We start from the raw sequence: 13,934 nt of genomic DNA on the forward strand, positions 1-13,934 counted from the left end.
TGTGTAAACGATCGATCGACACGCAAGTATTTGACTCGCAAGAGACACCACGGTCAGGTCCGATGAGACTCGAGGCTCGCCACGTGCGCGCGAGAAAATTCCACGCCCTTGCGGCACAGCGCCAGGTCGCACCCCAGGCTGCGCAGCCCCATGTGCACGGCCGCGTCGATGTAAGCCTCGGGCTCGGCCACGCCGCGTCGCACCGCCTGGATGGTGCCGGCCGAGGCGCCCTTCAGGAAGTCGGTGGCGGCTTCGACGTTCTCCACCTCGAACTGCCCGCTGTCGCGCCCCATCACCAGGTCGGCGGACATGTACTTGTCCACCAGCGAGCCGTGCGGCCACACGTCCATGCGAATCAGGAACTCGGTGTGCTTGGGGTCGAGCAGCGAGCGCACGAGGTACAGCCTGAAGCCGACCGAGAAGCGCTGCCAGGGCTCCTTCAGGAAGTCGTAGACCGGCAGGATGTCGGTCATGAGCGCGTCGCTGGTCGCGATGCCCGCGGCCACCATCGCGGCGTCCAGCGACTCGAAGTAACGGTAGAAGGTACCGCGCGAAATGCCCGCCTCGCGCGCCACGTCCTCGATGCCCGGAAACGCGCTCACCCGCTCGGTGAAGGTGCGCGCGGTGGCATCCAGGATTCGCGCGCGCATGAGCACGCGGCGCTTCTCGGCCACTTCAGGCCGGTGATCGGGGCGGTGGTCGGGCCGGCGATCGAAGGTGTCCACCATCGGTGCGCTCCTGCCTCTTGTTTCGCGTGAATCGGGGTCGCCGAATATAGGGGCAGTTGCGCCGCGGCACCATCGGCACGTGCCCGACAGGGCACTTCATACGCACCTGCCCGACCGGGCCCTCCATCCACACGGCGAATCGCACATCCCGTCAGGATGACGAATCGTCATTGGCACGTAGGGAAACAGATGTGGCCGGCCCGTGGGCCCGGCGCTAGATTCACCTCATCGATGCGCATCGATTTCACGAAACCGGGCAAGGCATGGCGCCTTGCCCCGGGGTACATCACGTCATTCGAGGAATCCACATGCTCACCATTGCCAAGCCCCCTGCAGCCGCTACATCCGCATCGGCCACAGCCGCCACTGCCGTTCCTCCCCGCAAGCAGCCGTCGGTCAACGCCGACGAGTGGGTACGGCCGAACCGCGAAATCATCGAGCGCGCCACGCGCCTCGTGCCGCTGATTCGCGAGCACGCGGCCAAGACCTCCGAAGACCGCCAGGTCGCGCCCGCCGTCATGCAGGCCATCGAGCAGGCGGGCCTGTTCAAGCTGCTGGTGCCCAAGCGCTACGGCGGCCTGGGCACCAACCTTCGCACCTTGATGGAGACGGTGGCCGAGGTGGGCCGCGGCGACGGCTCCACGTCGTGGGCGGTCGCGCTGCTCAACGTGTGCACCTGGTTCGCCACCACCTATTCGCAGCGCGCGCAGGACGAGGTGTTCGGCCAGAACCCGAACGCCAAGTGCTGCGGCATCTTCACGCCGGGCAGCAAGGCCGAGCGCGTGGAAGGCGGCTACAGGGTCAGCGGCCGCTGGGCCTATGCGTCGGGTTCGTTCGCGGCCGACTGGGGCACGCTGGGCATGTTCCTTCCGAATCAGGAGGGCGGCTTCACGCCGGCGCTGGGCCTCATTCCGGCATCGGCATGGACCATCGAAGACACGTGGTTCGTCACCGGCATGAAGGGCTCGGGCAGCAACACCATCGTGGTGGTCGATCACTTCGTGCCCGACCATCGCATCCAGACCTTCGCCGACCTGATGGAGGCCAGGTTCGCCACGCCGCACCAGGACACGGAGCCGCTGGCCAACATGGTGTTCGTGCCGGTCGCCGCGCTGGTGCTGGTGGGCGCGCAGCTGGGCCTGGGGCGCGCCATGATGGACCTGACGCTGGAGCGGCTGCCCAACAAGCCGGTGGCGTACACGACCTATGCGCAGTCGAAGAACTCGCCCACGCACCAGCTCGCCGTGGCCTCGGCCGACACCAAGATCGACCTGGCCTACCTGCTGATGCAGCGCGCCTGCGCGGACATCGACGGCGCGGCCGCGCGCGGCGAGGTGATGTCGCTGCTGCAGCGCGGGCGCGTGCGCAACGACACCGGCCACATCTTCGCGCTGGTGAAGGAGGCCTTCGACATCTTGATGACGGCCAACGGCGCGGGTGCCTTCGCGGAGCCCAACATCATGAACAAGCTCTGGCGCGACAGCGAGATCGCCGGGCGCCATGCCTACGTGACCACCGAAGTCGGCAAGGAAGCCTACGGCCGCTTGCTGCTGGGCGCGGACGGCGGCATTCCGCTGGTGGCGCTGTGAACGTCGCGGCACCGCTGTTCGCGGCAACCGTCGCGCGCGCGCACCCCGCGGCGCCCGAGGCGCTGGGCCACGACTTCAAGGCGAGCATGCGCAGGCTGGCGGCGGGCGTGTGCGTGATCACCACGCTCGACGAAGGCCGGTTCCTGGGTTGCACGGCCACGGCGGTGACCTCGGTCTCGGCCGAGCCGCCCACGCTGCTGGTGTGCCTCAACAAGGCATCGAGAACGCACGCCGCCGTGATTCGCGCGGGCTTCTTCGGCGTGAGCGTGCTGTCGGCGGGCGACGAGCAGATCGCGCGCGACTTTGCCGGCATGAACACAAACACGGGTGCGGTGCCCGACCGCTTCTGGGACGACGGCTGGACCACGCAGCACTCGGGCGCGCCCGTGCTGAGCAACCGGGCCGCGGCGTTCGACTGCCGGGTATCAACGGCCACGGCGGTGGCATCGCACACGGTGATCTTCGGCGAGGTGGTCGGCGCGCGGCAGCAGGCGGGCAGCCTGCTGGTGTACGCGGGAGGGCGGTTCATCCAAGTGCCCGCGCAGTGATGCGCAGGACCTGTCGCTCAGCGCTTTGCTGTCATCGCCCCACCTACCACCGCACCTTCACACCCACGCTCGCGTTCACCCCGCTCTTGATGCGCGCGTCCCCGCTCGACGACCACAGCTTGCCCAGCTCCGCATAGAGGCTGGTGCTCTGCGTCAGGTGCAGGGTGGCGCCGCCGGCCAGCTCGGTGCTGGTGCCGCCGGTGGCGGTGGCGATGTCGGTGTAGGCCGCGGGGCCGACGAAGCGGGTCACGTCGGAGCCGCTACCGCTGCGGTACACGTTCACGCGCACATACGGTTGCAGCAGGCCGGCGCTGGTGGCGATCTCGCCCTTCACGCGCACGCCCGCGCGCAGCAGCCAGCCGTCGTGGCTGTTCTGCTGCACCAGGGCGCCGACGATGCCGGTGTCGTCCAGGTTCACGCGCTGGTGCACCAGCTGCAGCTGCGGCTCGATGCTCCAGTTTTCCGCGAGGGGAAACGACTGGCCCACCTCGATGGACGCCAGCAGGCTGTTGCCCTTGCCCGAGCTGGCGAAACCCAGCGTGGGCAGCGCGGTGTAGCGGTGGCGCCCGGCCTGCAGCACGCCGTCGACGTACAGGCCGCTGTCGTTCTTCCAGGTGGCGTAGGCGCCCAGGAACTGGTTGCGCAGGTCGGTGGAACCCACGCCGTAGTTCTGCAGGCCGCCGGCGAAGCCGGTCACGCTCATGGTGCCGTCGAGCTGGCCGACGTACACGCCCACGCGCCAGTTGGGGTCGGCCCACAGGTCGGTGCCGGCCTGGAAGCCCGTGAGGCGCCCTTCGCTCGTGGGGCTGACGGTGCCCGACTGGCCGATGGTGCGGTCGGTGCTGATGACGCGGCCCCACGCCTGGCGGTAGCCCTGGTCGGGCGAGGCGGTGTTGGCGCCGCTGGCACCGTCGTCGCCCACGCGCTGGTGCAGGTTGCCCAGCATCGCCAGGCCGGCCTGGCGCACCTGCTCGGGCAGCGCGGCGTACAGCGCCACTTCGTTGCGGTACGTGGGCACAGCGATGCCGCCGAAGCCGGTGCCCGTGCCAGTGCCGGTGCCGGCCCCCGTTCCCGCGCCGGTGCCCGCGCCGAGGGGCGTGCCGGGGTCGGTGCCCGTGCCCGTGCCTGTGCCACCTCCGGGCGGCGTCACGGTCGCGGTCGAGCGCAGGTACCAGTTCTCGCCCGCGCCGCTGGCGTCCGCCGCGTACAGCCGGTACTGGTAGGCGCCGGCATCGACGTGGCCGCCGGCCAGGGTGAAGGCGCTGCGGGTGGTCTGCGCGGTGGTGGTCGCGCCGTTGATGGCGCTGATCACCTCGATGCCGTTGCCGGCAGTGAGCCCGCCCAGGCCGCCCAGGTTGACGATCTGCACGTTGGTGGTGCCGCTGGCGATGGCGGTGGCGCCGCTGAGCACCAGCCGGTCGCTCACGCTGGTGCTCGTGCCCAGCGCGGTGCCCAGGCGCAGGGTGCCGCCGTTGCCCACCCACGGGCCGTTCACGGTGAGCGTGGTGCCGGGCACCGTGCCCACCAGCGACACGGTGCCGCTGTTGGTGAGCGAGGCCACGGTCTGGCTGAAGCCGGCCAGGTCGAGCGTGGCGCCATTGGCCACGTTGAAGGCGCTGGCGTTGCTGAAGGTGTTGGTCGCGCCGGCGCGCAGGGTGCCGGCCGCGACGCTGGTGGCGCCGGAGTTGGTGTTGGCGCCACTCACCGTGAGCACGCCCGCGCCGGCCTTGATGAGGTCGGCCGCGCCCGAGATGGGCCCGGTCCAGCTCAGGTTGTTGCCGTTGGTGTCGATGGTGCCGGTGCCGCCCAGCAGCAGGGCGTTGCCCACCGTGAGCCCGTCGGAGCCGGCAATGACGCTGGCGGTGGCGCCGGGGTCGATGGCGATGGCGCCCGTCAGCACGGCGCCGGTCTGCAGCGTCAGGCTGTTGCTGCCGGCCGTGAACTCGACCGCCGACGCGCGGGTGACGCCGTCGCCGCCCAGCCCGCCGGCGATGGTGCCGCTGTTGGTCACCGCCAGGTTCGAGCCCAGCAGGCCGACGCCGCCCGCGCCCGTTGCCCCCGCCGCGCCCCCGTTGCTGGCGAGGCCGCCCGCGCCCCCTGCACCGCCCGCGATGGTGCCGGTGTTGCTGACCGCGCCGCCGGCGCCCTGCGACGAGAGGCCGATGCCGCCGTCTCCGCCCGCGCCCGGTGCGCCGTTGCCCGTGGCGCCGCCGCCGCCGTCACCGCCCGCGCCCCCGGCACCGCCGAGGATGCGCGCCGCGTTGTTCACGGTGATGGCGCTGCCGGCCAGCGTGAGGCCGATGCCGCCCGCGCCGCCGCCGCCGCCGGACGCATTGAGCTGGGCGGGCGTGAGCGTGGTGCCACCGGCACCGCCCACGCCGCCTGCGCCACCGGCGATGAGGCAGAGGTTGGTGAAGGTGAGCCCTTGCGTGGCCGCGTTCAGATAGAACCCGCCCCCGCCGCTGCCGCCCCCGCCGGCTTGCGAGAAGGCGTCGCCGCCCGCGCCGCCCACGCCGCCCACGGCCGGGCCGGAGTGGGTGAAGCTGGCGAGCGCGCCGTTCAGGATCGCGCCGTAGCCGCCGGCACCGCCGCCGCCCGCGGCCCAGTAGCCCTGGCCGCCCGCGCCGCCGTTGCCGCCGGTGTAGCTGTCGGTGGACGAGGTCGTGTTGGTGGGAATCGTCGCGCCCTGGAAGCCGCCGCCGCCGCCGCCACCGTAGCCATCGCCCGCGCCGAAGCCGCCGGTTTGCGACTGGCCCACGGCGCCGTTGTCGCCCTGGAACACGCCCGGGCTCACGGCGGTGCTGGTGGTGCCTGCGGCACCGCCGGTGCCCGGCGTGGCATTCGCGAAGGTGCCCTTTACCGCGTCGCTGCCGGCCAAGACACCGGCCGGCGTCGAAGCGCCGCCGTTGCCGCCGCTGGCACCCAACGTCGAATCGTTGAGGCCGCCGCTGCCGCCGTTGCCGTCGCTGCCGCCGGCGCCCGCATGCAGCATCGGCTCGCCCACGGGCTGTCCGCCCGCGCCGCCCGCGGCCAATGCGGGCCCGGCGCATACCAGCGCGACGGCCATCGCCACGGCACGCGTGCCGGACGAAGACTTCGAAGAAGACCGCGCGTGACCGCGCGAGATTTCGGGGGCGGCGACCCAGGTGCCGAGTGTGGGATTCCAGAGGGTCCGAAAAATCTTGTTCATGGCTTCAACTTGTTCCTTCGTTACCTGATCGGGCAGGCGCCCACGTGCGACAGCAATGGCTTGCTCCTCCACACGCCGTGATTTCGAATTTGCAAGTCAAAAATGTAAGTACGCGTAGCAACTGGCGATATGCCCGATAACGGGTACCTCCCGAGTCCCCGGGAAGGCCCGTTTTCACTCGCGTTGGGTCGCAGATGACGGTCTTGTGAGGCATCTACCCTGAACTGCTTCGAGAAGTAACCGATGTTTCTCGATGGGTGCAAAAGTACTCAGTTTGGGGAGACGCCTCGGCGGCGTCTTCGGTGCCCGCCGGCCTCGCTCAGTCCGGCCGGGGCTTTTTCCCTGGCGTGGGAAGAAACGCGGTCGCCAGCCCCAACAGCGGCAGGAACGAGGTGACGCCGTAGACCCACACGATGCCCTTCACGTCCGCCAGTTCGCCAAGCCCGGCGGCGCCGATACCGCCGATGCCGAACATCAAGCCGAACATCAGGCCCGAGACCAGCCCCACGCGGCCGGGCACCGCCTCCTGCGCGTACACCACGAGCGCCGCAAACGCCGACGACATCACCAGGCCCACGACAACCGCCAGCACGGCCGTCCAGAACAGGTCCGCGTATGGCAGCGCGAGCGCGAACGGCGCGACGCCGAGAAACGAGATCCAGATGACCGCCTTGCGGCCGATGCGATCGCCCACCGGTCCGCCGGCGAAGGTGCCGGCGGCCACCGCGGCCAGGAAAATGAACAGGCACAGCTGGCTTTGCTGCACGCTCAGGTTGAAGCGCTCGATGAGATAGAACGTGAAGTAATTCGTGAAAGACGCTATATAGACGAACTTTGCGAACATCAGGATGCAGATGACGACCACGGCGCGAATCATCTGCGGACCCGACAGGCCTTCACCATGGCTGCGCGCAAGGCTTTTCGCCTTCGCTTGTCCGTGGTGCACCACCCAGCCGGTCAGGCGGTACAGCACAAGAATCGCAAGCACCGCCACCAGCATGAACCACGCGACCGCGCCCTGCCCGTGCGGAATGACGATGGCGGCCGTAAGCAGCGGCCCGATGGCGCTGCCGGTGTTGCCACCCACCTGGAAGGTCGATTGCGCCGTGCCGAACCGCCCGCCCGACGCCAGGCGCGCGATGCGCGAGGCCTCGGGGTGAAAGGTGGCCGAACCCACGCCCACCACAGCCGCCGCCACCAGCAGCATCGGGAACGAACCGGCGACGGCGATCAGCGCAACGCCTATCAAGGTCATCACCATGCCCGAGGGCAGCAGGTAGGGTTTCGGGTGCTTGTCGGTGTACATGCCCACCAAGGGCTGCAGCAGCGAGGCGGTCACCTGGTACACGAGGGCGATGAGGCCGATCTGCCCGAAGCTGAGCGAAAAGTTCTGCTTCAGCAACGGAAAGATCGACGGCAGCATCGCCTGGATCAGGTCGTTGAGCAGGTGGGCGAAGGCCGCGCCACCAACAATGGGCAAGAGAAAGCCGTGGGCTTTCGGCTCGATGAGCGGCGCAGCGGCGGCGCCGAGGGTTGCAGATTTCACAGTCATGAACATGCCGGCGACACCGGCGAAAGAGGCAAAAACCCAAGCGTAAGGCGAAGCGAAAAGGCAGTCACGCGCTGATCTGCCAGTGGCTGTAGAGTTTCTGCCATGCACCCGCATCCAACGGACGAGCACCAGCACTACGACAACCTGCCACGCGCCATCGCGGTGATGGAAAGCATGTGGCCCACGGGCTCGTCCACCGGCTGGCACACCCACCCGAGGGGGCAACTGCTGTACGCGACCGATGGCGTGATGGTGGTGCACTCGGACGTGGGCTCCTGGGTCGTGCCGCCGAACCGGGCGCTGTGGATGGTCGCGGGGCTGCGGCACAGCGTGACGATGTCCGGCGACGTGCTGATGCGCACCGCCTACATCGACGAGAGCAAGATCGCGAGCCTTCCGCAAGACAGCTGCGTCATCAACGTGTCGCCGCTGCTGCGCGAGCTGCTGGTCGAGGCGGTCAGGATCTCGCCGACCGAGGCCGTCGAGGGCCGCGACGCCCTGCTGCTGGACCTGCTGGTCTGCGAGCTGCGGGTGTCCAGCACCATTCCGCTGCATCTGCCGATGCCCGTCGACGCCCGGCTGCGGTCGATTTGCGATGCCTTGTCGAGACGGCCCTCGGACGCATCGAGCGCGGCCGACTGGGCGCGCTCGATCGGCGTGGCCGAGCGAACCCTGCACCGGCTGTTCGCGAAGCAGACGGGCATGACCTTCGCACAATGGCGGGAGCAGGCGCGGCTGCTGCACGCGCTGCGCAAGATCGCCGAGGGCGACAAGCTCATCGACGTGGCGCTGGACTGCGGGTACGCCAGCCCGAGCGCGTTCGCCGCGATGTTCAAGCGGCACTTCAAGACGTCGCCTTCGAACTTCTACCGCTGACGCGTTGCCTTGAACGCCGGTTCGCGGGCTCTCGCGAAGAACCGCAGTCAGCCGGCGCCCGCGTCGACACCGCGGCACACCCCGAGAGCGACAAGCCCCGTCACCACGAGCATCGCCGCGGAGTGAACGCTAACGGCAGCGAGCGCCAGCAGCAGCGAGCCAGATGCGCCGAACGGCCGCGTCGCCGCCGCATCGCCCATGCACAACGGGACCAGCGCGGGCACCAGCATCAGGCCGGCGCCGTGGGCGGTGGACATCATGAAAGACCAGAGCGCCAGGCCCGCGTGGCCTGCCAGGCCTGCGTGGCCCGAGGCGCCACGGGCCCGGCCCGGCATGTGCCCCACCCTGCGCCTTGCCAGGTGCAACCCCACCACGCCGACCAGCAGCACGCCCGCCACCGTCTGCAGCAGCACCCGGTCCATCGACAGCCCGAGCACCACCGCGGCGGCCACGCACGCGACCGACGCGACATGCCCGAGCGCGAGGGGCAGCAGCGCGCGCAGCGCCTGCGCCCGGTCGCGCGAGCGCAGCCCCACGGCGGCGGCGAGCATCCAGCCGGTGGCCGGGTTCAGCCCGTGCAGCGCGCCGACCCCGGCGACCGCCAGCCATGGCCACAGGTTTGCCATGAAGGTCTCACAGGCCGAGGTTGCTGCGCGTCAGCGGTGCGAGCAGCAGGCGCCGGCCGCCGCCTTGGCATCGCCCTCGGCCGGCGCGTAGCGGTCGTGGTGGCGCACCCATTCCATCTTGTGCGGCACCTCGCGTTCGCCGCGCCCCTCGGGCACGAGGTCCATCAGGGCGTAGGCGCCCATCATCACTTCCACGCCGCGGCCATAGGTGGAATAGGTGTGGAAGACGTCGCCGGCGCTGGCCGCGTCGTTCGTCCCGTCTGCGTCTTTCCGGTAGAACACGCTGACGCCCGGCGCCTCCTGCCCCGGGAACGACTGCATGCGGTAGTTGTAGCCAACCGGCCCGGCCGCGAGCTGCTCGGGCGTGAAGCTCACGCCGAAGTCGAAGTTGAAGTCGCTGCCGTGCGACGACACCCAGTCGAAGCGCCAGCCCATGCGCGCGCGAAAGCGCTCGATCTGCGCCAGCGGCGCGCGCGAGACGGCCACGAACTGGATGTCGCGCTGCGCCAGGTGCACGTTCATGCCGTCGACGTGGTCGGCCATGTAGCTGCAGCTCGGGCAGCCTTCGGCCCAGTCCGGGCCGAGCATGAAGTGCTGCACCAGCAACTGGCGCCGGCCGCCGAACAGCTCGGCCAGCGTGCGCGGGCCCTGCGGCGTGTCGAACACATAGGGCTTGTCCACGCGCTCCCACGGCAGCGCGCGACGCTCGCGGGCGAGCTCGTCGTGCAGGCGCATCAGTTCCTTCTCGCGCGCGAGCAGCGCGCGGCGTTCGGCCAGCCAGCGCTCGTTCGAGACGACGGCGTGGCCGGCGGTACCTGTTTCGGTCATGGTGGTGTTCATGGTGTTGCTCCTGTGACAGATGAATGCCGGCGGGATCAGGTCCGCGCCGTCTTCGGCCGGCGCACCGCGCGCACCTTGCCGCTGCCGCCGCCACCGCAATAGAACAGGTCGGCCCCGTCGGACTCCAGCCCGCTCACGCCCACGCCGCTGGGCATCTGCAGGCGCGCCAGCACGGCGCCGCTGTTCGGGTCGATGCGGCGGATGTCGCTGTCGTCGCCTTCCCAGGTGCCGTGCCACAGCTCGCCGTCGACCCAGGTGACGCCGGTGACGAAGCGGGTCGACTCGATGGTGCGCACCACGGCGCCGGTCTCGGGGTCGACCTGGTGGATCTTGCGGTCGCGGTAGGCGCCCACCCACAGGCTGCCCTCGGCCCAGGTGAGGCCCGAGTCGCCGCCACGGCCGGGCGCCGGAATCGACGCCAGCACGGCGCCGCTGGCGGGGTCGATCTTGTCGATGCGCGAATCGGCGATCTGGTAGAGGTGTTTGCCGTCGAAGGCGGTCCCGGCGTCGCAGGCGAGGTCGAGCGTGCGCACGGGTTCGCCGCTGGCGGGGTCGAAGGCGAGCAGTTGCGCGCCCAGCGCGGCCCAGACGCGTTGGCCGTCGTGGGTGACGCCGTTCACGCTGCCGGTCTCGGTGCCGCTGCCGCTATCGCTGTCGCTGCGGGCGAAGGGACCGTACTCGCGCACGATTTCCGCGGCCTGGCACGGGGCGGAAGATTCCGAGAGGTCTGAAGCGAAGGAGGCGGCCTCGCGGCTGTCCGTGGTTGTGTTGCAGGTCATCGTTGGCTCCTGGTGGTGCGCCGTGGATCGGCGCCTGGAGACAACTCTATTCAATAGGCAGCGCAGCGGGGAGTAACAAGATCGTCGTGAATCCCGCCAGCGGCGGCGCCAGCCAGCGCCGCGCCCGCGCCTGGCCGATGGCGCGCACGCGGCCCTCGGCCTCCAGCTCGGCCAGCGCGCGCTGCACCGTGCGCTGGCTGGCGTCCAGCGCCAGCGCGAGCGCCGAGGTCGACCACGCCGCGCCGTCGGACAGCAGCGCCACCAGCGCGCCCTGCTCACCGTCGATGGGCGGCGCGAGCACGACCACGTCGCGCGTGCCGCCTGGCACGAGCCCCGCGGCGTGTGGCACCAACCCCGGGGCGTGCGGCACCAACCCTGAGGCGTGCGGCACGAGTGCGAAGCCGCGCGGCGTCGCCTCCACGCGCGCCATGGGCTTGACCAGCGCGCGCAGCCGGCCGATTTCGACGCGCAGGCGCGCACGGTGCGTTTCGTCGGGGTGGCGGGTGCGGAATGCGTCGGCAATCAGCGCCTCGCGCTCGACGTCGCCGGGCCACGCCTCGGCCAGCGCGCGGGCCAACGCGAACAGCACCGGCCGCCGGGCGAGCGACTGCCAGGTGGCCTCTGCACCCTTGCCTGTTCCGACCGCGCGGCGGCAGGCATCGACCACCAGCGCGCCGGAGCCGAGCAGCGCCGCCACCTCGTCGAGCCGCAGCACCTGCTCGCTGCCACGGCACAGCCGCCGGGCGGCGGGGCGCTCGAGCACGGCGCGCATTTCCGCCACCTCTGCCAGCAGCGCCGGCACGCGGGCGCGCTCGGCGGCCTCCTGGGCGCGCGCGAGCGCGGTGCGTGCGGTGTCAATGCGCAGCGAACGCAGCGCGAGCTCGGCGGCGCTCAGCTCGGCCACGGCGGCCAAGGCCGGCGGCAGGCCGCGTGCGTCGAGCCGTGCCAGCGCGGCCGAAGCCGCTTCGAGCCGCCCGAGCAGCAGCAGCCGGCGCGCCGCGATCAGCCGCGCCTGCAGCGCGTTGGCATGGTCAGCGCGCGCCTCCAGCGCATGGGCGGCCGCTTCGAGCGCGCGTGGAGTGCCGCCGAGGTCGCGCATCGCCAGTGCCACCTCGGCCTCGGCGACGACGCAGCGTGCGCGCGCCAGTTCTTCATGCGCGCCGAAGCCGCTGGCGGCGCGCCGCAACAGCTCGCGCGCGCGGGTGAGCTCGCCGAGTTGCGCCATCGCGATGCCGCGCAGCGCCAGCGCGGGCGGATCGTCGCGCAGCGCCACGCGCTTGAGCGCGCCCAGCGCATCGCCCGCGGCCAGTGCGCGGGCGGAGGCGGCGATGAGCGAGTCCATGCGGAAAGCGTGTCGGGCTTCGTCGTGTGGACCGGCTCAGGCCTGCGCGGGCGCCGCGGCAATGAGCGGCTCCAGCCTGGCGCGCAGGCGCCGCACCGCGACCTCGTGGCGCAGCGTTTGCACGCCGCGCCCATAGGTTGCGGCCTTGCGGATCAGCCGCATCTGCTCGCGCTGCAGCTGTGCCTTCAGGCGCCGGGCGCGCAGCCCGAAGCGCCAGCCCATGTCGCGGCGCACCTTGTAGCGCGCCAGCGGGTCGCCCAGGCGCACCCATTCGTCGTCGCGGATCAGCTCGCGCTCCGGCACGAACCACGCCGCCAGCGCGTGCAGGTAGGCGCCGTTCTCGCGCGCGGCCACGCGCCAGAAGATGCCCGCCGCAATCACCACGGGAATGCCCTTCACGGCCAGAAGAATGGCCATCTGGCCGTAGCCGCCGTCGAACAGGTCTTCCAGCCACGGCGAGTTCCACACGAAGTGCATGGCCCACGCCAGCGCGAAGCACAGGAAGGCCACCGCGATGCGCACCGCCCTCGAGCGCTCGGGGTGCAGCAGGTACCAGGCCACGCCGAAGGAGGCGATGGTGGTGTAGGCCGCATGGCTCCACAGGCCGCTCAGCAGGCCGCGCGTCAGCAGGTTCAGCAGCACCGGGTACACCTGGTTTTCCAGCGGGAAGTGCATCGACGCGTTGACGGTGTAGCTCAGGTTCTCGATCACCTGAAAACCCAGCCCCGCCATCGCGCCCACGATGAGCACCGACAGGTACGTTTCGAACTGGTTGCGCGCCACCAGCACCAGCAGGATCACGCCCGCGAGCTTCAGGAACTCTTCGGTGACCGGCCCCGCAATGGCCGGCCCCCACACCGCCACGAACTCGGGCGACACCAGCTTGGCGCACAGGCTCTGGATGGCGATGTTGGCCGGCGCCGCGAAGTACACCGCGCCCAGCCCGCCCCAGGCAAAGGCCAGCACGTAGCCCTCGGGCGGGTGCTGTTCGAGCAGGTCCAGCGTGCGAAAGGCCAGGCAGAAAAACAGCGTGTACAAGCCCCACGCCAGGAGTCCGAGAAACGCCGTCACCGGCACCACCCGGAACCCCATGGAGAACATGTGCACCGTGTAGAACAGCCCATTGACGATCAGCGCCGCCAGCACCCAGAAGGCCGCGCGCCGCGGCTGGAAGAAGGAGTCGGTGCCGACCGGCCAGACGCCTTGACCCTGCCCGTGGTCCTGCAGGGCATCGCCCTGTTCTTGCTCGAAGACAGGCGTGCTCATTCGGCCTCCGCCTCCAGGTCCATCGAGTCGAGCATGCGCCGGGCGTCGGCCTGCGCTTCTTCCAGCCCGTCGTTGGCGCCGTAGAAATCGATCTGCACCAGCGACTTGCGCGGCTGGTCGACCACCTGCCAGAAGCGTCCCGCCAGCTTGGCGCCGTAGTACGCGAAGGTCTTGCCCTGCAGGCCCCAGGAGGTGACAAAGTCGGACACGTCCCCTTCGATGGTCAGGCCCTGGCCGCGCTCCATGAGCCGCTGCTGCCGCACCATGGGCCCGTCGGCGCCGCCCGCCCACTGGCCCGTGGTGACGAGGAACTTGTGCGCGCCCTTGAACAGCATGAGCGAGCGGCCGGCCCTGGAGCGCGACACGTCCATCTGCCAGCCTTCGGCGGGCGTGAAGCGGGCCTGGCCGACGGCCACCGTTTCGCCGGCTTCCAGCGGCCGGTTGCCGGGCGTGTGGCGGTCCCAGAAAACGAGGCCGCCCACGTAGACGGCAATGGCGAGGAGAAGGGCGAACGCGCCGGGCCAGGTGCGATACGGAATACGGCGGGACGGCTCATGCATGCGCGGATCGTGCCATACGGGCCCGGGGCCGCAGGGGC

Annotated in this window: 12 protein-coding genes; 3 read left to right on the forward strand and 9 right to left on the reverse strand. The window is 70.6% G+C overall.

The window, feature by feature from the left end:
• Positions 1–53: 53 nt before the first annotated feature.
• Positions 54–728 carry a TetR/AcrR family transcriptional regulator gene (locus QTI51_RS12850; RefSeq protein ID WP_286513897.1) on the reverse strand — a complete coding sequence of 225 codons (675 nt, stop codon included), beginning with the start codon at positions 726–728 and terminating at the stop codon, positions 54–56.
• Positions 729–1,036: 308 nt separating this feature from the next.
• On the opposite strand from QTI51_RS12850, the gene QTI51_RS12855 reads away from it, so the two are divergent.
• Together QTI51_RS12855 and QTI51_RS12860 are read left to right on the forward strand one after the other, a co-directional pair.
• On the forward strand, positions 1,037–2,317 hold the full coding sequence (locus tag QTI51_RS12855) for an acyl-CoA dehydrogenase family protein (protein ID WP_286513902.1): 1,281 nt from the start codon (positions 1,037–1,039) through the stop codon (positions 2,315–2,317).
• Complete coding sequence (locus QTI51_RS12860) at positions 2,314–2,865, forward strand: flavin reductase family protein (RefSeq protein WP_286513904.1); 552 nt, start codon at positions 2,314–2,316, stop codon at positions 2,863–2,865. The genes QTI51_RS12855 and QTI51_RS12860 overlap by 4 nt, the downstream gene beginning before the upstream one ends.
• Positions 2,866–2,908: 43 nt before the next feature.
• Here the strand turns inward: QTI51_RS12860 and QTI51_RS12865 are convergent, their stop codons facing one another.
• Both QTI51_RS12865 and QTI51_RS12870 read right to left on the reverse strand, forming a co-directional pair.
• On the reverse strand, positions 2,909–6,055 hold the full coding sequence (locus QTI51_RS12865) for an autotransporter outer membrane beta-barrel domain-containing protein (RefSeq protein ID WP_286513907.1): 3,147 nt from the start codon (positions 6,053–6,055) through the stop codon (positions 2,909–2,911).
• A 319-nt stretch (positions 6,056–6,374) separates the two neighbouring features.
• Positions 6,375–7,607, reverse strand: a complete 1,233-nt coding sequence (locus tag QTI51_RS12870) for an MFS transporter (protein ID WP_286513911.1) — start codon at positions 7,605–7,607, stop codon at positions 6,375–6,377.
• A 102-nt stretch (positions 7,608–7,709) separates the two neighbouring features.
• Between QTI51_RS12870 and QTI51_RS12875 the strand changes: the two genes are divergently transcribed.
• Entirely contained in the window at positions 7,710–8,483 is a 774-nt protein-coding gene (locus tag QTI51_RS12875; RefSeq protein WP_286513914.1) for an AraC family transcriptional regulator, read from the forward strand.
• A gap of 47 nt (positions 8,484–8,530) precedes the next feature.
• Here QTI51_RS12875 and QTI51_RS12880 read toward each other — a convergent pair whose 3' ends face one another.
• Genes QTI51_RS12880 through QTI51_RS12905 form a run of 6 tightly spaced genes read right to left on the reverse strand, consistent with a single transcriptional unit; the run spans position 8,531 to position 13,896 of the window.
• Positions 8,531–9,109 (reverse strand): hypothetical protein, encoded by a 579-nt coding sequence (locus QTI51_RS12880; RefSeq protein ID WP_286513916.1) that lies wholly within the window; start codon positions 9,107–9,109, stop codon positions 8,531–8,533.
• A 30-nt stretch (positions 9,110–9,139) separates the two neighbouring features.
• Positions 9,140–9,949 carry a DUF899 domain-containing protein gene (locus tag QTI51_RS12885; RefSeq protein WP_286513918.1) on the reverse strand — a complete coding sequence of 270 codons (810 nt, stop codon included), beginning with the start codon at positions 9,947–9,949 and terminating at the stop codon, positions 9,140–9,142.
• Positions 9,950–9,984: 35 nt separating this feature from the next.
• Positions 9,985–10,728, reverse strand: coding sequence for a Vgb family protein (locus QTI51_RS12890; protein ID WP_286513921.1), 744 nt, complete (start codon positions 10,726–10,728; stop codon positions 9,985–9,987).
• A gap of 46 nt (positions 10,729–10,774) precedes the next feature.
• Positions 10,775–12,070 (reverse strand): helix-turn-helix domain-containing protein, encoded by a 1,296-nt coding sequence (locus tag QTI51_RS12895; RefSeq protein WP_286513923.1) that lies wholly within the window; start codon positions 12,068–12,070, stop codon positions 10,775–10,777.
• A 36-nt stretch (positions 12,071–12,106) separates the two neighbouring features.
• Positions 12,107–13,336, reverse strand: coding sequence for a PrsW family intramembrane metalloprotease (locus QTI51_RS12900; protein WP_286513927.1), 1,230 nt, complete (start codon positions 13,334–13,336; stop codon positions 12,107–12,109).
• Positions 13,333–13,896, reverse strand: coding sequence for a hypothetical protein (locus QTI51_RS12905; protein ID WP_286513930.1), 564 nt, complete (start codon positions 13,894–13,896; stop codon positions 13,333–13,335). Before QTI51_RS12905 ends, QTI51_RS12900 begins: the two co-directional genes overlap by 4 nt.
• Positions 13,897–13,934: the final 38 nt, after the last annotated feature.

It is taken from the genome of Variovorax sp. J22G73 (assembly GCF_030317035.1).
In the GTDB taxonomy this organism is placed as follows: domain Bacteria; phylum Pseudomonadota; class Gammaproteobacteria; order Burkholderiales; family Burkholderiaceae_C; genus Variovorax.

What these genes read in the sequence shown, in the direction of transcription:
- QTI51_RS12850 (WP_286513897.1), bottom strand. Translation starts at nt 728, where the DNA reads ATGGTGGACACCTTCGATCGCCGGCCCGACCACCGCCCCGATCACCGG.
- QTI51_RS12855 (WP_286513902.1), top strand. Translation starts at nt 1,037, where the DNA reads ATGCTCACCATTGCCAAGCCCCCTGCAGCCGCTACATCCGCATCGGCC.
- QTI51_RS12865 (WP_286513907.1), bottom strand. Translation starts at nt 6,055, where the DNA reads ATGAACAAGATTTTTCGGACCCTCTGGAATCCCACACTCGGCACCTGG.
- QTI51_RS12870 (WP_286513911.1), bottom strand. Translation starts at nt 7,607, where the DNA reads ATGACTGTGAAATCTGCAACCCTCGGCGCCGCCGCTGCGCCGCTCATC.
- QTI51_RS12875 (WP_286513914.1), top strand. Translation starts at nt 7,710, where the DNA reads ATGCACCCGCATCCAACGGACGAGCACCAGCACTACGACAACCTGCCA.
- QTI51_RS12880 (WP_286513916.1), bottom strand. Translation starts at nt 9,109, where the DNA reads ATGGCAAACCTGTGGCCATGGCTGGCGGTCGCCGGGGTCGGCGCGCTG.
- QTI51_RS12885 (WP_286513918.1), bottom strand. Translation starts at nt 9,949, where the DNA reads ATGAACACCACCATGACCGAAACAGGTACCGCCGGCCACGCCGTCGTC.
- QTI51_RS12890 (WP_286513921.1), bottom strand. Translation starts at nt 10,728, where the DNA reads ATGACCTGCAACACAACCACGGACAGCCGCGAGGCCGCCTCCTTCGCT.
- QTI51_RS12895 (WP_286513923.1), bottom strand. Translation starts at nt 12,070, where the DNA reads ATGGACTCGCTCATCGCCGCCTCCGCCCGCGCACTGGCCGCGGGCGAT.
- QTI51_RS12900 (WP_286513927.1), bottom strand. Translation starts at nt 13,336, where the DNA reads ATGAGCACGCCTGTCTTCGAGCAAGAACAGGGCGATGCCCTGCAGGAC.
- QTI51_RS12905 (WP_286513930.1), bottom strand. Translation starts at nt 13,896, where the DNA reads ATGCATGAGCCGTCCCGCCGTATTCCGTATCGCACCTGGCCCGGCGCG.